At 65.3% G+C, this 18,840-nt stretch carries 14 protein-coding genes and 3 pseudogenes; 10 read left to right on the plus strand and 7 right to left on the minus strand.

Annotation, left to right across the window (positions count from 1 at the left end):
• Window positions 1–342 precede the first annotated feature (342 nt).
• The 6 genes and pseudogenes from ACLQI9_RS31485 to ACLQI9_RS31510 all read left to right on the plus strand — a co-directional run.
• A pseudogene (locus ACLQI9_RS31485) lies at window positions 343–414 on the plus strand (hypothetical protein); the annotation flags it as partial.
• Between the two features lie 112 nt (window positions 415–526).
• A complete protein-coding gene (locus ACLQI9_RS31490) occupies window positions 527–889 on the plus strand; it encodes an ArsR/SmtB family transcription factor (protein ID WP_442383633.1) in 363 nt (120 codons plus the stop codon).
• A gap of 99 nt (window positions 890–988) precedes the next feature.
• Complete coding sequence (locus tag ACLQI9_RS31495) at window positions 989–1,864, plus strand: hypothetical protein (protein WP_442383617.1); 876 nt, start codon at window positions 989–991, stop codon at window positions 1,862–1,864.
• Window positions 1,865–1,914: 50 nt separating this feature from the next.
• The gene (locus ACLQI9_RS31500) at window positions 1,915–3,789 is read left to right on the plus strand and encodes a phosphoenolpyruvate carboxykinase (GTP) (protein WP_442383619.1); all 1,875 of its coding nucleotides are present in this window, start codon (window positions 1,915–1,917) and stop codon (window positions 3,787–3,789) included.
• Between the two features lie 166 nt (window positions 3,790–3,955).
• On the plus strand, window positions 3,956–4,201 hold the full coding sequence (locus tag ACLQI9_RS31505; protein WP_442383621.1) for a sodium-dependent bicarbonate transport family permease: 246 nt from the start codon (window positions 3,956–3,958) through the stop codon (window positions 4,199–4,201).
• A gap of 122 nt (window positions 4,202–4,323) precedes the next feature.
• On the plus strand, window positions 4,324–5,220 hold the full coding sequence (locus tag ACLQI9_RS31510; protein WP_442383623.1) for a sodium-dependent bicarbonate transport family permease: 897 nt from the start codon (window positions 4,324–4,326) through the stop codon (window positions 5,218–5,220).
• A gap of 466 nt (window positions 5,221–5,686) precedes the next feature.
• On the opposite strand, the pseudogene ACLQI9_RS31515 reads toward ACLQI9_RS31510, so the two are convergent.
• Window positions 5,687–6,068 (minus strand): annotated as a pseudogene (locus ACLQI9_RS31515) (DUF5313 domain-containing protein); the annotation flags it as partial.
• Between the two features lie 118 nt (window positions 6,069–6,186).
• Here ACLQI9_RS31515 and ACLQI9_RS31520 point away from each other — a divergent pair.
• Window positions 6,187–6,807 (plus strand): 5-oxoprolinase subunit B family protein, encoded by a 621-nt coding sequence (locus ACLQI9_RS31520; RefSeq protein WP_442392766.1) that lies wholly within the window; start codon window positions 6,187–6,189, stop codon window positions 6,805–6,807.
• Entirely contained in the window at window positions 6,804–7,718 is a 915-nt protein-coding gene (locus ACLQI9_RS31525) for a 5-oxoprolinase/urea amidolyase family protein (RefSeq protein ID WP_442383627.1), read from the plus strand. The genes ACLQI9_RS31520 and ACLQI9_RS31525 overlap by 4 nt, the downstream gene beginning before the upstream one ends.
• Before the next feature lie 145 nt (window positions 7,719–7,863).
• Here ACLQI9_RS31525 and ACLQI9_RS31530 read toward each other — a convergent pair.
• The 4 genes and pseudogenes from ACLQI9_RS31530 to ACLQI9_RS31545 form a co-directional block, all read right to left on the minus strand.
• Window positions 7,864–8,332: pseudogene (locus tag ACLQI9_RS31530) on the minus strand (flavin reductase family protein).
• A gap of 82 nt (window positions 8,333–8,414) precedes the next feature.
• Window positions 8,415–12,008: a hydantoinase B/oxoprolinase family protein gene (locus tag ACLQI9_RS31535; RefSeq protein WP_442383629.1), complete on the minus strand. Its 3,594-nt coding sequence runs from the start codon at window positions 12,006–12,008 to the stop codon at window positions 8,415–8,417.
• A gap of 146 nt (window positions 12,009–12,154) precedes the next feature.
• Window positions 12,155–12,802, minus strand: a complete 648-nt coding sequence (locus ACLQI9_RS31540) for a phosphate signaling complex PhoU family protein (protein WP_442383631.1) — start codon at window positions 12,800–12,802, stop codon at window positions 12,155–12,157.
• Window positions 12,803–13,911: 1,109 nt separating this feature from the next.
• Entirely contained in the window at window positions 13,912–14,109 is a 198-nt protein-coding gene (locus tag ACLQI9_RS31545; protein ID WP_442380863.1) for a hypothetical protein, read from the minus strand.
• Between the two features lie 961 nt (window positions 14,110–15,070).
• Between ACLQI9_RS31545 and ACLQI9_RS31550 the strand changes: the two genes are divergently transcribed.
• Entirely contained in the window at window positions 15,071–15,778 is a 708-nt protein-coding gene (locus ACLQI9_RS31550; RefSeq protein WP_442380861.1) for an SRPBCC family protein, read from the plus strand.
• Window positions 15,779–15,909: 131 nt separating this feature from the next.
• On the opposite strand, the gene ACLQI9_RS31555 is transcribed toward ACLQI9_RS31550, so the two are convergent.
• Window positions 15,910–16,818: a universal stress protein gene (locus ACLQI9_RS31555; protein WP_442380859.1), complete on the minus strand. Its 909-nt coding sequence runs from the start codon at window positions 16,816–16,818 to the stop codon at window positions 15,910–15,912.
• Between the two features lie 228 nt (window positions 16,819–17,046).
• Here ACLQI9_RS31555 and ACLQI9_RS31560 point away from each other — a divergent pair, with 228 nt between their 5' ends.
• On the plus strand, window positions 17,047–17,469 hold the full coding sequence (locus ACLQI9_RS31560) for a nitroreductase family deazaflavin-dependent oxidoreductase (RefSeq protein ID WP_442380857.1): 423 nt from the start codon (window positions 17,047–17,049) through the stop codon (window positions 17,467–17,469).
• 242 nt (window positions 17,470–17,711) lie between these two features.
• Here ACLQI9_RS31560 and ACLQI9_RS31565 read toward each other — a convergent pair.
• Window positions 17,712–18,840 (minus strand): alpha/beta hydrolase (locus tag ACLQI9_RS31565; RefSeq protein WP_442392768.1); only part of this gene is annotated, 1,129 nt, incomplete at its 5' end.

Consider the following 18,840-nt stretch of genomic DNA (forward strand, 5'->3'; position numbering starts at 1 on the left):
TAGTGTCCAGCATCGCCGTCCAGACGAAGCGGTGCTCGTCCTGCATCGCCTCGTCCTCGGCCGCGCCACGCCAATAGGTCGTACTCATGATGATTGCCGATGGTAGACCCCCTCATTGCCCGCACGAGGAAATCCGGGGTGGACTCTCCCGGGGCCTGTCGCGCACCCGGATGGCACGGCGTTCGTTCGTCCAACGCGGCCGAATTGAAGAGGTAACCGGAGGGCCCGGGCACAGCCAGCACGTGGAATCGCGGCTTCCATACTGCACGGCCACGGCCCGCGTAGTCCGCCACATCACGCAGCCGGTCAGGATCGTGATTCCACATCGTCAGTGTCAGTTGGCATCCGCGGCCGCGCCGGCTGGTCCGGCAGACGCACTGGCCGGAAGACTGGCATCCGATGCGGACCGACGCGTACGCCGGCGACGACCTGTGACCACCGACACCATTTCCATCCACCAACAGTCCACAGTGATTTGCTAAGGTTCGCAACTAGCTACAACAGTGGCGATTGCGAATGGGAGGGCATTGTGGCGGACTCGCGTCAGCCGCTGTATCGGATGAAGGCGGAGTTCTTCAAGACGCTGGGTCATCCGGCCCGCATCCGGGTTCTGGAGCTGCTCAGCACACGTGAATACGCGGTCTCCGAGATGCTGCCCGAGGTCGGCATCGAGCCGGCCAATCTGTCTCAACAGCTATCCATCCTGCGTCGCACCGGTCTGGTCACCGCTCGCCGGGAGGGGTTGTCGGTGTCCTATGCCCTGACCTCGCCGCAGGTAGCCGAGCTGTTGAGGGTCGCCCGGGCAATCCTGACCGGAGTCGTTGCGGGTCAGGCCGAACTTCTCGAAGATCTCCCCGAGTCGGTCCTGGTGGCCGAGTCGCCGGGCTGAACGCGTGGCAGAGGCCAGCGGTCCACCCCGCCCACTACTTGCAGATTTTCTAACATGCGTACTTTGCGGGATCGGGTTTTGCGAAAAGGAACGTCAACGGTGACAAGCAACCCCAACGAGAACGGCGCCGCGGCAGTGCAGACCGGTTCGGATGTCACCGGTATCGACGTCGGTGTCATCGGGGTGGCCGCGCCCCGGCCACAAACCTGCGCAGAGGGTTTGGACCGCTCGGCGTGGACGGCGATGGAGGGCTACGTAGCCCTGGTTTGCGATCGAACCCCCATCCGCGCGTCGTGCCTGCCCCTGGCCCGCGCCGACGCCGTGGCCGCGCGGATCGTGGGATTGCCGTCGCGGGTGTCGGTGGTGTTCGTTGTCGGGACGGGGTCCTCGGAATCGGCGAGGGTGCAGCGCACGGTAGCCAGCCTGAAGGGTCCGGTGGTCATCAGCGAGCTCGATGTGGTCGCCGCGGCGCTGGGGGCCGCGGCGATCAGCGCACTGCGCTGTCGCGGTGTCGCGCCGCGACGCGGCCGAATCGTGGTGACCGGCGCCGAGGTCCTTCCGTGGCTCGGGCCGCTGCTGCTCGCCGCGGGAGGCGGGATGCTCACCAGCTGGAACAAGCGCGACGCGCAGGCATATCCACTGCGCGGCATCATGGCGCACAACGACATCCTGATCGACCTGGCCGGCACTGCGCCCAACACCTGCGCGCCCGGGCGCACGCTGACACTGCCGCGCGAACCGTTCGACTACGGCGCACTGGTGCTGCCCGGCTTGCTCAGCGCCTTGTGTGGGCGCAACTGTGCGAGCTTGACGATTGACGTACTCGCCGCGTGTGCTCGGGGGCTGGCGCTGGTCACCTCGCCCGACCGGATCATGCCTGCGCTGGACGATCCGTTGCTGGTGCCCGCCGTGGCCAGGGAGGTGGCGCGGGCCCTAGGCGACCATCCCCCGCATCGCCCGTACCGGCGCCGATAGCACAAACCTGTAACCAGGCCCCAATACCGACATCTCGGAGGACAACCATCATGACCACTGCCAGCGTCACCGGCCTCGACACCGCGCCGACCACCGCTACCGCGATCGTCGACTGGGTCCACACCGTGGCCGACCTGACCACCCCCGACACGGTCGTCTGGTGCGACGGCTCCGACGGCGAATGGCGCAGGCTGACCACACTTCTCGTGGACAAGGGAACCTTCGTCCCGCTGTCGAAAAAGCCCAACTCCTTCTGGTGCACGTCGGACCCCGAGGATGTCGCGCGGGTGGAGGACCGCACCTTCATCTGCTCGGAGCTTTCCTCCGATGCGGGGCCCACCAATAACTGGATGGATCCCGTCGACATGAAAACCGTGTTGACCGAGGAGTTTCGCGGTGCGATGGCCGGCCGCACCATGTACGTGATCGCGTTCTGCATGGGGCCGCTGGATGCCGCCGAACCCAAGTTCGGTGTCCAGATCACCGACTCCGAATACGTCGCGGTCTGCATGCAAATCATGACCCGCTCCGGAACACCGGTGTGGAACAAGCTCGACACCGGCGCCGACTTCGTCCGATGCCTGCACTCGGTCGGCGCACCCCTGCACCCCGGGCAGCACGACGTGGCGTGGCCGTGTGACCACACCAAATACATCACCCATTTCCCCGAGGAACGCACGATCTGGAGCTACGGATCCGGCTATGGCGGCAACGCCCTGCTGGGCAAGAAGTGCTACGCGCTGCGCATCGCCTCCAAGATGGCCCACGAAGAAGGCTGGCTCGCCGAGCACATGCTGATCCTCAAACTCACCTCCCCCGAGCAGCGGGTGCACTACATCGCCGCCGCGTTCCCCTCCTCGTGCGGGAAAACGAACCTGGCGATGCTGGCACCCACGCTAAACGGCTGGACCGCCGAAACCATCGGCGACGACATCGCCTGGATGCGATTCGGTGGTGATGGTCGTCTCTACGCCGTCAACCCCGAGGCTGGGTTCTTCGGCGTCGCCCCCGGCACCGGCGTCCTCACCAACCCGCACGCGATGGCGACCATCGAGCGCGGCAACTCCATCTTCACCAACGTCGCCCTCACCGACGACGGCGACATCTGGTGGGAAGGGATGACCGCCGACACGCCCGCCCACCTCACCGACTGGAAACGCCGCGATTGGACACCGCAGTCGAAAGAGCCGGCCGCGCACCCCAACTCGCGCTACTGCACCCCCATCGCGCAATGCCCCACCGTCGCCCCCGAATGGACCGACCCCGCCGGCGTGCCAATCTCGGCGATCTTCTTCGGCGGCCGCCGCGCCGACACCATTCCGCTGGTCACCCAATCGCTGAGCTGGCAGCACGGGGTGTTCCTCGCCTCCACCCTGTCCTCGGAAACCACCGCCGCCGCCACCGGCACAGTGGGCGTCGTGCGCCGCGACCCGATGGCGATGCTGCCGTTCCTCGGCTACCACGTCGGCGACTACTTTCAGCATTGGCTCGACATCGGCGCGAACGCAAACCCGGACCTGTTGCCGAAAATCTTCTACGTCAACTGGTTCCGCCGCGGCGATGACGGCACGTTCCTGTGGCCGGGGTTCGGCGACAACTCGCGCGTCCTCAAATGGGCGCTGCAGCGCATCGAGGGCAGCATCGACGCCCTCAGGACGCCGATCGGCGACGTCCCCTTCCTCGACAGCCTCGATCTCGACGGTCTGGACAGATGCGCATATGACGACACGAAAATCCTTGCCGCACTTAACGTCGACCCGAGCGAGTGGGCAAGCGAGCTCGAATCGATCGACGAGTGGTACGCCACCATCGGCGGCAACAAACTTCCCGATGTCCTGCGCCAACAACTCGGCAACCTTAAACAACGACTCGCCCCCGCACGAAGCGACGCCGACAACCACACCCGACGAGGAGCAACACTGTGAGTGCCATCAGTGACCTCGAACACAAGGTTTCCGATCTCGAACGTGCAGGCCTGCCCCACGACACCCTGTCCACCTGCGCGGTCCTGCAGATCATGCACGCCGTAGGTGGCTGCCGGCCTGGCGGTCACCAGATTTCTCGCCGCCGCGCGAATCAAGGTAGGCAGTAATGCTCTACGAATTCTGGCAGAACTTCACCCACAACCTGTTCAAGCCGCTGTTGCTGTTCTTCTATCTCGGGTTCTTGATCCCAATCCTGAAGGTGCGGTTTGAGTTCCCCTACGTGATCTACCAGGGACTGACCATGTACCTGCTGCTGGCCATCGGCTGGCACGGGGGGGTGAAGAGCTCGCCAAGATCAAGCCGTCGGACATCGACAACATCGCTGGATTCATGCTCTTGGGCTTCGTCTTGAACTTCGTGATCGGTATCGTCGCCTACTTCCTGCTGAGCCGCATGACTGCTATGCGGCAAGTCGACAGGGCGACGGTCGCCGGTTACTAGGGGTCGGACTCGGCAGGGACCTTTGCCACCTGCGTGGCCGTCCTTATCAGCGTAGGCATCGCCTTCAACGCCTACATGCCGGTCATGCTGGCTGTCATGGAAATTCCCGGCTGCCTTCTGGCCCTGTACCTGGTGGCGCTCCTGCGGCACAGGGGGATGGACGCGGCGGGGTTCATGCCCGACGAACCCGGCTACACCCCCCGGCGACGGTCGGGGTCGGGCCCGCCGCGGCCACCGAGCCAGCTCACGGAGATGGCCTTGACACCCACCACGAGCGGGGGATCGAGCAGGAGTTGGAGATCTCGCTGGAAAAGCGGGAGCATCCGCAGTGGGACGAGGCCGATGGCGTCGACCAGGTCAATGGGGTCAAGGGCAATGGCAAGAAGCCGTCCGTGTTCTCACGCAAGGCTGCTGCAGGAAGTCTTCCTCAATCCGGGGCTCTGTCTCCTCGTCGGCGGCATCACCATCGGCTTCATCAGTACGTTGCAGGGACAAAAGGTCGTCCACGACAACGACACTTTCTTCGTAGCGGCGTTCGAGGGCGCGCTCACCCTGTTCTTGCTCGAGATGGGTATGACGGCGTCCCGCAAGTTGAGGGACCTGAAGACCGCCGGCCGCGGCTTCATCTTCTTCGGCCTATTGGCGCCGAACCTGTTTGCGACGCTCGGGATTACCGTCGCCTACAGCTACGCCTACCTCACCGACACCCACTTCAAGCCGGGAACCTACGTCCTATTCGCAGTGCTGTGCGGCGCGGCCTCGTACATCACCGTCCCCGCGGTCCAGCGTCTGGCGATCCCCGAGGCGAGCCCGACCTTGCCTCTGGCCGCATCGCTGGGTTTGACGTTTTCGTATACCGTCACGATCGGGATCCCGCTCTACATCGAAATCTCCCGTGTCGTCGGGCACTGGTTCCCGGGCGTCACCTGAAACGGCGCTACCCCAGCAGCGCATCGCTGTCGGGTGGCCCCACGGTCTGCCTCTGTCAGCCCGTCAGGCCAGCACGCGGTACGTGCAACAGCTATCTGCTGGCCCTGGCCAACCAGTCCTGTCGGGGACAGCAGATAGCTGGACCGTCGGTCAGGTAGCGCCGCAACTGTGCGGGGCGCAGGTGGTTGGCGTGTGCGAGGCCATCGAGGTAGGACTGAACGGTTTGGGTGTGAAACGGTGTGACGGTTAGGGGTAACGGCGCCGTCGGTCCCCGGGGCCACGACGGTGCGGTAGGCCCGTCAGCTGACGTTGCGCTGCGCCGATGTTTGGCGGCGTAATCGATGAGCACGGTGTCCATCAGATCTCTGGTGACACTGTCGGTTTCGTCGAAAGCATGCTGCGGATCGCGGCGAAGCGGATCAGATGTGCCAGGCGGCCGATCATCCCGCCGGTGCGTTGGTGCCGGGGGGCCGCAGCGTTCGATGTACGCACGGCGGATGTGGGCGTCGCGCGAGCGGACGTGTTCGTCGACGAGATAGGGGTCGAGGCCGTGCTGACGCAGCCGATGGCGGCGCCACACCTTGTTAAGCACGTGAGAAAACACGACATACGGTAGAAAAATCGGCAACCTCATACTCGCGTGCACATACAGCGTTGTCGGGGTCAGCCAAAACAGGCCAGCACCAGCACGGTCGAAATGATGAGGCGGATCATCGTCCGAGCTGTTGCACCCTTGCCCCCAGGTTATTGCGCAGCCAATCCTACTTCGAGTCGAGCAGAACTCGTCCGTAGCAATAGGCGATGTACTGAAGGACGTCCGGCCGGCAGCGTCCTATGTCGTTGCTCATTCGGGACCATATCGGCTCGATGATGGTGCCGGCTGGCACCCTGAGCCTTTGGTAAGGCACCTCCGGCAAGGCTCGAAAGTTTGCGGCGCCAACGGTTACTCGGCGGTAAGTTCAATGTATGACCGTCGCAATGGGTTTAAGAGTGCTCGACTACGGCGACCATGCCCTGCTGCTGGACTTCGACAGCACCGCCGAGGTGCTCGCATGGGCCGACGCACTTCGGGCCGCCGACCTTCTCGGCGTGGTGGACCTCGTGTCCGCATCACGCACCTTGCTGATCAAGGTCGAAAGCCGTCGCTACCTCCTCCGTATCCGCCAGCGCATCGAGGAGCTGCATGCGGAACCGTCCTACGCCGTCGAACCGCCGGCCGTCGCCGACGTCGTGATCGAGGTCGTCCATGACGGCGCTGACCTCGCCGACGTGGCGGCACACCCCGGACTCGACGAGGCGGGCGTCGTCGCCGCACATACCGGTACGCCGTGGCGCGCTGCGTCGGGGTTGGCGTACCTCGTCGGTGGTGACGCGCGACTGCAAGTCCTACGGCGGGACGAGGCGCGGACCAAGGTGCCCGCAGGTTCCGTCGGGTTTGCCGGCGAGTTCAGCGGCATCTATCCGCGCGAATCCCCCGGGGGCTGGCCGCTGATCGGGCAGACCGATGCGGTGGTGTGGGACGTCCACCGCCCCGATCCGGCGCTGCTGACGCCCCGCAAGTGGGTGCAATTCTGGGAGGCGCGATGACGACCGAGTTCACCACCCAGTCGCTTCGCTCCCGTCCGCCGACGCTCGAAATCATGCGCACCGGGCCGCTGGCCCTGATCGAAGACCTCGGCCGGCCCGGCCTGGCCCATCTTGGGGTCACCCGCTCCGGCGCCGCGGATAGGCGCTCGCATACGCTGGCCAACCGGCTGGTGTCCAACCCCGCCGACCGGGCCACGATCGAGGTGACCTTCGGCGGGCTGACCGCACGGGTGCGCGGCGGCGACGTCGCAATCGCTGTGACCGGCGCCGACACCGACCCCGCGGTAAACGGAATCCCCTTCGGCATCAACAGCATTCACTACGCACATGACGGCCAGGTGATCTCGCTGGGCTCGCCGCACTACGGGCTGCGCACGTACCTGGCGGTGCGCGGCGGAATCGATGTCGAACCGGTGCTCGGCTCGCGCAGCTTCGACGTGATGTCGGGGATCGGTCCGCAGCCCCTGCAGCCCGGCGACGTGCTGCCCGTCGGCGAGCACACCACGGACTTTCCCGAACTGGACCAGGCGCCGGTGGCGTCGTTCACCGAGGACCCGATCGAGCTCAACGTGGTGCCCGGGCCGCGCGACGACTGGTTCATCGATCCCGACGCACTGGTACACAGCGAGTGGGTGGCCTCCGACCGCAGCGACCGGGTTGGTATGCGGCTGGACGGCCGGCCGCTGCAGCACCGCTGGCCGGATCGCCAGCTGCCGAGCGAGGGTGCGACCCGCGGCGCGATTCAGGTGCTGCCCGACGGGTTGCCGGTGATCCTCGGCCCCGATCATCCGGTGACCGGCAGCTATCCGGTGATCGGTGTGGTTACCGATCACGACGTCGACCGGGTCGCGCAGATCCGCCCCGGTCAGCAGGTGCGCTTGCACTGGTCGCGGCCACGCCGGCGGTGGTAGACGCCGACTTGTGCGCACGCAGGTCCACACGGCCCGCCTCATCCGTACCGCAGACCTCGACAACGAGACCCGGCACAATACCTATCGGCTGCCGGCCGACGCCGTTCGAGGGCGATTTCACCGTTCCATCGCCAGTAGGCGCTGATTAGACGCCTAGGCGGCGAAATATGCTGCGGTGGAACATAATTGGTAGCACCTCGGCGTGAACGGTGATGTCGTTGACCCCAGGATCACGATGGTGGATCGCCGGCTGGAACTAACTGCTCGATCGAGCTTTCCTACCGGACGCTGGTGCCCTCGATGAACACCGCACCGTTCTCGGTCGAGATGGCCTGCAACCCCGCGAACCAGTCGCCGGTACGCGCGGTCAGCTTGCGCGCCGCCTCGTCGTGCGACTCGCCCAGAACACTGATGCCCAGCCGCGGAACGTCCTTCAGCTTCGGCCATGTGGTGGACGTATTCTGCACACAGAACGACACCAGCGGCGGATCCCAGTAATACCCGCACGAATGTGCTGGCCGCCAGTCCCACCCGAGCGCCGACTACCTCAGCGGCGATCGCGATCACGCCCATGGGGAATGCCCGAACGCCTCGCGCAGGGACGCCTCGGTCAAATTGCCGCTAGCGCTAACGCTTCCTCCCCGGCTCACACGGCGCCGGAGGACGTGCTCATCGATACCTATGCGATCTATACGATCAGGGTGTGCCGTATCCGCCGCCGCCGGGGGTTTCGATGACCAGTGTGTCGCCGGGCTGGACTTCGGTCGAGTCGCACCCGGCCAGCTCGACGGTGTTGCCGTCGGCGCGTTCTACGCGGTTGCGTCCCAGCGCCCCGGGTGAGCCGCCAGCCATACCGTAGGGCGCTACTCGCCGATGCCCGGACAACGTGCTCACAACCATCGGTTCGGTGAACTGGATCCGACGGACGGCGCCGTCACCGCCGCGCCATCGTCCGGCACCACCGCTGCCGCGACGGATGCCGAACTGCCGCAGCAGCACGGGGAAACGCCATTCGAGCACTTCCGGATCAGTGAGCCGCGAGTTTGTCATGTGCGTCTGCACCACGGACGCCCCGTCGAACCCGTCGCCGGCCCCAGAACCGGACCCGAGGGTTTCGTAATACTGGTGCCGCTCGTTGCCGAAGGTGACGTTGTTCATCGTCCCGGCTCCCTCGGCCTGCACACGCAGCGCGGCGAACAGCGCGCCGGTGATGGCCTGTGAGGTTTCGACGTTGCCGGCGACAACCGCAGCCGGGTAGGTCGGTGCGAGCATCGTCCCTTCCGGGATGACGATGTGCAGCGGGCGCAGGCAGCCGTCGTTGAGGGGGATCTCCTCGGCGACCAGGGTCCGGAACACGTAGAGCACTGCGGCGGTCGCCACCGACGATGGCGCGTTGAAGTTCGTGTCCAGCTGGGGAGAGGTTCCGGTGAAGTCGATGGTCGCGCTGCGACTGGCGCGGTGGACGATGACGCGCACGGCGATCGTCGCGCCGGAATCCATGGTGTAGCGGTATTCGCCGTAGTCGAGCCTGTCGATGACCCGGCGGACCGCTTCCTCGGCGTTGTCCTGGACGTGGCGCATGTAGGCCTGGACGACATCGAGGCCGAAGTGGTCGATCATCTTGCGGACCTCGTCGACGCCCTTCTGGTTGGCGGCGATCTGGGCGCAGAGATCGGCGAGGTTGGTATCGGGATTGCGGGATGGGAAGGGCGCTTCGGTGAGTAGGCGCCGGGTCGCCGTTTCGCCGAACTGTCCGTTTTCTGCCAGCAGCCAGTTGTCGAACAGCACGCCTTCTTGGTGAATTTCGTGGCTGTTCGCGGGCATGGAGCCGGGGGTGATCCCGCCGATTTCGGCATGGTGCCCGCGTGAAGCGACAAAGAACAGGACGTGCTCGCCCGCAGCGTCGAAGACCGGGGTCACCACGGTGATATCCGGCAGGTGGGTACCGCCGTGGTAAGGGTCGTTGACCGCGTACACGTCACCGGGCCTCATTACGCCGACCCGGCGGCGGATGACTTCCCTGACGGTGGCGCCCATCGAGCCGAGATGTACCGGAATGTGCGGTGCATTGGCGACCAGGTCGCCGTGCGGATCGAACAGCGCGCACGAGAAGTCCAGCCGCTCACGGATATTCACCGACTGGGCAGTCGCCTCCAGCCGGAAGCCCATCTGCTCGGCGATCGACATGAACAGGTTGTTGAAGATCTCCAGGAGCACCGGATCGGCCTCGGTGCCCGCATCGGGCTGCACGGGGGCTACCACCCGCTCGGCGAGCAGATGCCCGGACCGGGTCATCGTCGCCTGCCAGCCATTGTCGACGACGGTGGTGGCGTTGGCCTCGGCGATGATCGCCGGGCCGGTCATAGTCTCCCCTGGCCGCATCCGCTCCCGGTGACGCAGGGGGGCTTCGCGCCACAATCCGCCCGAGTAGACCCGGACGGTTTCGAGCGAGCCGGCGCTGTCGGCGACCTGATCACCCAGGTAGGACAGATCGGGTTGCTCGGTGAGCCCGGTCGCCTCCACCGAGATCGCTCCGGCGATCAGCGGACGGTCCATCAAAAATGAGTACATCGCACGGTGGGTGGCTTCGAACGCTGTGGTCATGGCCTCAAGCCCACCGAGTTCAACCGGGACCGCGGTATCGGTTCCGTCGTAGCGCAGGTGCACCCGGCGAACCACCCGGATCCGCTCGGCCGGGATGCCCTCGTCAAGCAGCTCGGTACGCGCGGACTGCTCGAGGGAGTCCGCGAGCGTGGCCAACCTCTCCAGGGTGGCGGTCTCAAGCCGGATCTCCACCGACTGCTCCCGCATCGCGGTGGTGTCGGCCAGGCCGATCCCAAGCGCAGAGAGCACGCCAGCCATCGGCGGGACGAGCACGGTGCGGATACCGAGCGCATCCGCGACCGCACACGCGTGCTGCCCGCCGGCGCCGCCGAACGTGGTCAGCACGTACCGGGTCACGTCGTGTCCCTTTTGGACGGAGATCTTCTTGACCGCGTTGGCCATGTTCGCCACCGCGATCCGCAGGAACCCCTCGGCGACCTGCTCGGGCGACCGCTCAACACCGGTGGCCGTCCGGATGGCGGCGGCCAGCTCGGTGAAGCGGCGCCGCACGATCTCGTCATCCAGCGGCTGCTCGCCGCCGGGACCGAACACGGCCGGGAAGTGCGCGGGCTGGATGCAGCCGAGCATGACGTTTGCATCGGTGACGGTGAGCGGACCGTCGCCGCGGTAGCAGGCCGGGCCCGGGTCGGCGCCGGCCGAGTCCGGGCCGACCCGATAGCGGGTGCCGTCGAAATGCAGGATCGACCCACCGCCCGCGGCCACCGTATGGATGTCCAGCATCGGAGCGCGCAGCCGGACCCCGGCCACCTGGGTGTTGAACACACGCTCGTACTCACCGGCATAGTGCGATACGTCAGTGGAGGTGCCGCCCATGTCGAAGCCGATGACATGGTCAAACCCGGCCAGTGCCGACATCCGCACCATGCCGACGATGCCCCCAGCGGGACCCGACAAGATCGCGTCCTTGCCGCGGAAATGCCCTGCCTCGGCCAGCCCACCATTGGACTGCATGAACATCAACCGCACGCCACGCATCTGGTCTGACACCTGGTTCACATAGCGGCGCAGCACCGGGGACAGGTAGGCGTCGACCACGGTGGTGTCCCCCCGCGGGACCAGTTTCATCAGCGGGCTGACTTCGGATGACAGCGAGATCTGAACGAAGCCGACCTGCTCGGCCAGCTTGCCGATCTCCCGCTCGTGCACCGGGTACAGGTAACTGTGCAGGCACACCACCGCGACCGAGCGGATCCCGTCGGCGTAGGCCTGCCGCAGCTGCTCGCCCAGCAGCTCGAGATCCGGCGCGCGCAGCACCGTGCCCTTGGCCGCGATCCGCTCGTCGACCTCGACGACCCGCTCGTACAGCATCTCCGGCAGCACAATGTGCCGGTCGAAAATGCGGGGGCGATTCTGGTAGGCAATGCGCAGCGCGTCGCCGAAACCGCGGGTGATCACCAGCAGCGTGCGCTCTCCCTTGCGCTCCAGCAGCGCATTTGTCGCCACGGTGGTGCCCATCCGCACCGCCTCCACTTGCGCGACCGGCACGGGCACACCTTCGGCGGTCCCGAGCAGCGCACCGATCCCGGCAACCGCCGCGTCGCGGTACCGCGCAGGGTTCTCCGACAGCAGCTTGTGCGTCAGCAGGCGCCCGTCCGGCCGGCGTGCCACGATGTCGGTGAACGTACCGCCCCGGTCAACCCAAAACTGCCACCCCGCACCAGCCACCAGGACTCCCTTTCGTCGCGCACTAACTCTATCGGCGAGCAGGTGAACCGCCCGGCCGCCGATGCGTTCATCACGACCCGCCACGTGCCCGAACGGCGCCGTCGGGTAACTCGATCCTCGCCGAGACCGCGGTCGCCGTACTGCCCTCAGCCCCTTGGCGCCCCCACGGCGAGCAACGCACCACGATGCGCGACCGCTTTTGCATGCTCCGCGAAACGTTCGTAGCAGCGCGCGGCCAACGTGAGGTCGATCGCCGCGTCGACGTCGATCACGCCGGAGTTGGACAACAGCTGCTGATACAGCAGGTGCCGCAACCGATTCATGTTGTCGTCACCCCGGGTCAGCTCCGCCACACCGATCGTCGTGTGCGACTCCACGACATCGGCTGCCTTTGCAGCTGTGTCGAGGCAACCCTCGCTCAGCTCACGAAGCACACCCAGAAGTGGAGCCGGTATCGACGCCCAGGCACGCCGGGTCCGGGCGATATCGGCGACCTCGCGCGCCAGTTGCCCCATGCGCTCGGCTTCGGCGTTAACGTGGACAGCCGCGATGGTTACCGGCAGCTCCGGCACCCTCGACTGGGCACGAAGTGCCAAGAGCACCGCCGCATGGTCCTCGAGCTCACGACGCAGCGCGGACACCGTCTCATAGGCGGCAGCGATGCTCTCGGCCGCGGCAGGATCAATGCTGAACAGGGCGGCCGTCGCGTGGCTCATCGCGGTGCTCGTGAGACGAATGAGGTCGACCAGCGGAGCAGTCAGGCCCCCGAGCTCCTGGGTCCCCGCTTCCCGCATCGGTTGACTCCCCGGTTCGCCGCCTGCCACGGTCAGTAACAGTACCCGCCGGCGAGCCCCACAAACGTTGGCTGCGAACGGATCCGACATCCCCCGATTACGGACCCACCGACAACCATTTCACCGGCGACATCGCCTGGGTAAGAATCGACATCGACGACGACAGCCTCGACCACCGAATTAAAGCCCGAAGACCGCGTTAACGTCGCCATGGCCAAACAAGTTGGAATGGGAGGTCGTTACCCCGCCCAGCGCGGCGTTCCTCGCGTTGACAATCCCGAACCCTTTTACCTGGTGGGACACCGACTGCGTGCCGACGTTTCTCTACCTCACAGCCGTGCTCGACAGCACGCCGTAGAGCTGCGCCCGGCATCGTTCCGAACCTGCGACCACTTGACCAGCGGACAAGTGCGCTCCGAGGTGCTCGCAGCGGCGTGCGTGGTCCCCAACAGTCCCTAACAGTCGCATGATTAGATCTAGGTGAAGCGCTTCGACGCTCATTACCGCAGGTCAGACACCATTTTCTTGGGTCGGGCTGACAGGATTTGAACCTGCGACCACTTGACCCCCAGTGTCGTTTTCGGCGTCCGTGGGCATCCGTGGATGTCCTATCTGTGCAGACCAGCGCACATTTGCGTCTGTCTGCGGACGGTCCAGAACACCTACGAATTAGATGTCGTTGCTATCCGAGTTGCTATCCGTTGCTACCGACACCGTTGTACGCATGAGAGCGAAACACCGACCTGCACAGGGTGATTCGAGTCGCACGACCACTTGATTAAGGCTGGCGCGCGGATTCCGCCCGAAATGTCGTATCCATCTTTCTAGCGCTGTGCGTCATCACCTAGGTTGGCCCGGGTTGGCCAGTTGTCTTCGACGGCCTGTTGCGGTGAGCATGGTGTGACTCTCCCAGTGGGGTCGGGCTGAAAACTTCGCCAGGAAATCCTTAAGCGCCGAGCCGACACCTTCCGAGAACCTGTTGATCGGTTACTGCTTAGCGGATCCGCCGCCAGCACCTCGCTCCTTGTCGGATCCACGCCCCTGCCGCCGTTGGCGGAACCGGCGTGCAGTATTACCGAACAAGAAATCGCTCATGGCCGCGCCGGCCTTTACCTGGTCGCGGCGCGCGGCTGGGAGACTGCAGCGCCCACAAGTCCGAGCGGGCTGGTTAACAGGGTGACGACGAAGAACTCCTTACGGCGGTCCTCTGGCGCTACGTAGAACGCGACGAACGCCATCACCACGAACGCGATGATGATCCATCTGACCACCGGGGCTTCAAGCGCGCGCCACCACTCCCCATCCATCGCTGCTCCCTCTCTCCCTGTCCTCCTTCGGGGTCTTTGTCCCCTTGCGACTATCACTGCGCGATCGCGCACGCTACCAGGGTCTTTAGATTCGGGCGACGGTCGTCCGGCCGTCGACCTGATCGGTCAGTCGTCCTCGTCATCCTGCATCTTCTCTGTGGAGCTGCCGGGAATCGAACCCGTCAGTCTGAGGCGGATCTTCGCAGTTCAGCGGTGGTTTCGCGCAATCCAAAGTACTCGAAAGTGCGCGAAGCGACGTGGGAAGACACTGAACGGTGTTGACGCGGTCAACACACTGTCGCTTGCCACGATGAAGGGCCCACAAGCATGGGACCGAGCTGCCCGGTCGTGGGCCGTCTACTGACGGTGGCCTGAGGTTAGCGGGTTAGTCAACTGGGCGTTGTGTCGTTCGACAGTCTTCGGCGATCAGTCAGGATTGGCGGAGGTGGTTCTCGCCAGTCGTAACGAGGACACAGACCGAAGCTCGATCCACGTTTCCGAGACCGTCCCGGTGCAGCCTGTTTAGCTGGGAACCCACGCCGGGAATCGGGCTAAGGAACCAGCCGCCGAATGGTCACTCACCGGCGCTCGACCGGAGCAGCATCTCTCTGTCGTCGGTCAGCCAGATCCGGAAGGAGCCAGGGGCGGCGGCGTGATGGTGGCTCTCAACGACCTCCGTGGGATGGCCGTCCCGTGACTCCCGCCTCCTTCCCTACCGCGCACGCGTCAACGGCGTACGCAAGGGCCATGGTGCAGGAGTGACCCTGGCAAGCGACACCTGCGCACGCCGCATTCCGCGAAGCGATAAGCGCGCGGTGGTGGCCGAGCGGAACAAGGAGCTCCTCGACTCCTTCTATGCGTAGTTCTATGCACAGTTCTATACGTCTATACGACCAATGACCGTAGAGTGAGGGACCACAGGCCCTAGCCGCCCGGATTTCGCGCGTTGCACGCTGGCGCCATGAGCAGCGTAGGACGATTAGCACTGGCCGGCGTAGTGTTGTATGCGGGCAGGCAATATTTCCGCAACTGGGGCGCAACCAAAGAAGAAACCCAGATGGTGTTGCCCGGCGATGAGCTGATCGAGGAACCGGCGGTGCAAACCACCGAGGCCGAATGGATCAACGCGCCGGCGGCTCGGGTGTGGCCGTGGCTGCTGCAACTCGGGCAGGACCGGGGCGGGCTCTATAGCTACAACCTGCTGGAAAACCTCGTCGGATTGCACATCCGCAACGCCGATGGCATGCATCCCGCATGGGCGCGGCTTGCGCCGGGCGACTCGGTGCGACTGGTGCCGACGGGCTGGATGGGCCTTCGTGCCGGTGTGACGATGACCGTGGCGGAAGTGGAACCCGAGAGGTTGCTCGTGCTGAGGGGCAGCCCTCTGCTGTCGAGCGGGGATGCGGTGTGGTCGTTTCACATCGCTCCATGCGGAGAGGACCGCTGCCGGCTGCTGGTGCGCCGTCGCACGCGGGTACGTCGCCGTCGCGACCTGGTGGAAATCGAGCTCGCCGGGCCGATTACGGCGTTGATGACGCGGGGAATGCTGCGCGGCATCAAAAGTCGCGTCCAGGCCCCGCTCGAACATTACGTCGTGGACATCGACGGCGACGCGAACCGACAAGTTAAGAGCGCACCACAAGCACCGAGCATTCAGGGTGAACCTTGATCGAGTAGCTGTGCGGACCGATGAGACGTTATCCGGGCGACCCCCGCGCCCATCGCCGGTAGTCGGCCACCCGGTTGCCGAATGCGCACCAGCCCGAACGCACATCGATCCGGGACATCGCATGCGCGTAATCAGCTTTGGCGCGCAACGATAATCGGCGCGCGGACCGCGTGCACGACCGCGCTGCTCACCGAACCCAGCAGCATGCCGGGGAACCCACCGCGGCCGCGACTGCCGACGACCACGAGCTGGGCCCCCTCCGCGCGGTTCATCAGACGGCGCGCGGGGTTACTGAAGGCGATATTGGGGCGTACGGACACGTCGGGGTAATGTTCCCGCCATCCCGCGAGCCGCTCGGCCAGTGTTTTCTGGGCGGCCGCGCGACGCTCGTACCAGTCGGCGTCGGGCACGTCCGGTCCATCGGCATCGCTCCAGACGTGCAGCACCACCAGATAGACCCCGCGCCACGACGCTTCCTCGAAAGCGATGGCGGTGGCCAACTCCGATGCCGGCGAGCCGTCGATGCCCACCACCACCGGACCCTGCGGCGGCGCCGGCTCATCGGTGTCGTCGTGGATGACGGCGACCGGGCAGCGGGCGTGATGGATGAGTCCGGTGCTGACCGATCCGAGCAATCCGCGCTGTAATGCGTTGTGCCCGCGGCTTCCGACGACGATCATCTGGGCTTCGTCGGCCAGGTCGATCAGGGTGGGAACAACCGGGGAGAACAGCAGTTCGGTGTTGATCGTTAGTGGACTGCTGTGCTCAGCCGCATCTTCGATGAGCGTGACGGCTTCATCCATCACCTGCAGCGCCTGTTCTTTCCGCTTTTGATCGAAATCGGCCGGAAGGGGAGACGTGGACAGCCCCCAAGACGACCACGAGCCCTCAGGGGTGTGCAGCACGTGCACGAGCGTGAGCGGGACGTTGCGCATCACCGCCTCATCAGCGGCCCACCGCAGCGCCGCACGTGAACACGCGGATCCGTCGACACCGACAAGGATTCCCAGACGTGTTAAGCGATCCAAGCGATCCGGCATTTCAGCACCCTTCTCGGCTCATCGACCGTCTGCGCGCGCCAACCGCTCGCCGCTGTGAGCTCATACAACCGACGCTAGACGGAGGACCTATCGCCCCCGGGAGAGCCATTCGTCCCCACCCCCGGGGGGCCAAGGTCACCGATCCGCTCAGCCGGTACCAAACCTCTTGCCTGCGTTGTAGCGTCGGCCCCGAAAACCTCGAAAACCCCGTCGATGTAAGGCGAGAAAATGGCGGTCGCACCGGAAAGCTGGCCCCGCCCGCCGCGGGGCGCGGTTCGTGTTTCAAATCGGTATGTCCTCAACCCGGTCATGATGCGGCTGGCCGGCCGCAAGCACTGGTATGCGGCGGCTATCACGCACACCGGTCGACGCTCGGGCAAGACGTACACCACCCCTGTCGTGGCGGAACGGGTGGAAGACGGTTTCGTCATTCCGCTGCCCTGTGGCACGCGGGCGGACTGGCTGCAGAACGTGCGTGCCGCCGGGCGCGCAACTATTTCGGTCCAGGGACACCGCTACGAGGTGGTGGAGCCCGACGTAGTCGACGCGGCGGCGGCCTTGCCAACGCTGACCCCGCGGCGCCGACGCACCTTTCAGCGAGCCGGCATCACGCACTATCTGAAGGTCAAGCTCGCCCCGGCGAAAGGCTGACTCGCCCCGGTTCAAGCCAAATGGCCTGACATGTAGCCACCAAAGTCGTCAATTACCACAAGTCCCAGTTATCGTGAACCGCCCCGGCGAGTCCGGAGACTTCGTGATGTGAGAACTCAGCCGGCGGCTGGTCTCGGGTGTTGAGCGCGGTAGGTGGCCTCCATGTCGGCCGGTGCGATGTTGCTGCAGATTGGTTAGATGCGGCGGTGGTTGAAACCAGTCGATCGCCGACCGTCCGGCGTTCAGCCCGTAGTGCCAGTATGGGCGTCGAGCCAGCCGAGAATGACTCGCAAGGACAGCCCCAAGTTCCCTATCTGGCAGTGGTTTTGAGCGCTCTCGGCGCGGGTGAACAAGCGTGCAGTCACCGATCGAGCATTCGTCAGGGTCTGGATTTGTGCACCGAGGGGCACGTAGTGATCTTCGGCTCCGGCCATCAGCAACACGTCTTGGGTGATCCCGGAAGAGACGTCATCGGTGCGCATGGCGCGCACCCCGGCCAGCGCCTGGGCCGGGGTGTCGACTCCAAACACCGTTTCGGCGTTTCCGATGCCCCAGTCGGCCAACAAGTTCCGGCTGCGGGCGCGGTTTATCAACCTGTCCACCACGGCCGCGGGCAGTCGGCCGGCGTTAACCACCAGCGCTTTTTGCGGCGCGGCCAACCGGTAGGCGAAGCAGGCGGTGAAATCGGTGAGAATGTCGTCGGCGATGACTCGACTCACCCGCGGCTCGTAAGCTGCGGCACGTATGACCAGGCACCCGCCGAGCGAAAACCCCATCAAAGTCACATCATCGACACCGAAATGGTCAAGCACAGCGCCGACCGGCTTGTGCCACTCGGCCGTCATCGGCAATCCTGCTTCCAACGCCGCCCCTTGGCCGGGCCCGTCGAACGCCACGACGTCTAGTCCAGCGTCGCGCAACGCCAACAGCATCGGCAGCCATTCCTCGATGTAGCTATCGAAGCCGCCGAAGACCACGATGACCCCGCGCGGCGAAGCCGGGGTCAAGCGGTAGGCCGACAGGGTTGTCCCGCCGTAGACCACGTCGTGATGCTGGTCGGCGCCCACACCGCACGCCGTTAGCACGGTGTCCAGGAAGGTTTGGCGCGCGCCACGGCGGCGCGGGTCATCCGCCGACATGAAGAACTCAGCGGCGCGGATCAGGTAGGCGCCCGCCGGCATCCGGCCCTCCCCGAGCGCACGCTCACCGAGAGCGAGCAGCTGCCGAATCCACTCGTCGTAGTTGGTCAGGCTGGGCGCGACCCGCCGCAGCGCATCGAGCATCTGCGGTTCGCCAACCCAGTTCCAGAAGCGGTTGAGCTGAAAATTCAGCGTCACATCCGGATGAAGGTCGTAATACCCGACCGGAAAT

Origin of the sequence: Mycobacterium sp., assembly GCF_052143115.1 — a bacterium.
In the GTDB taxonomy this organism is placed as follows: domain Bacteria; phylum Actinomycetota; class Actinomycetes; order Mycobacteriales; family Mycobacteriaceae; genus Mycobacterium.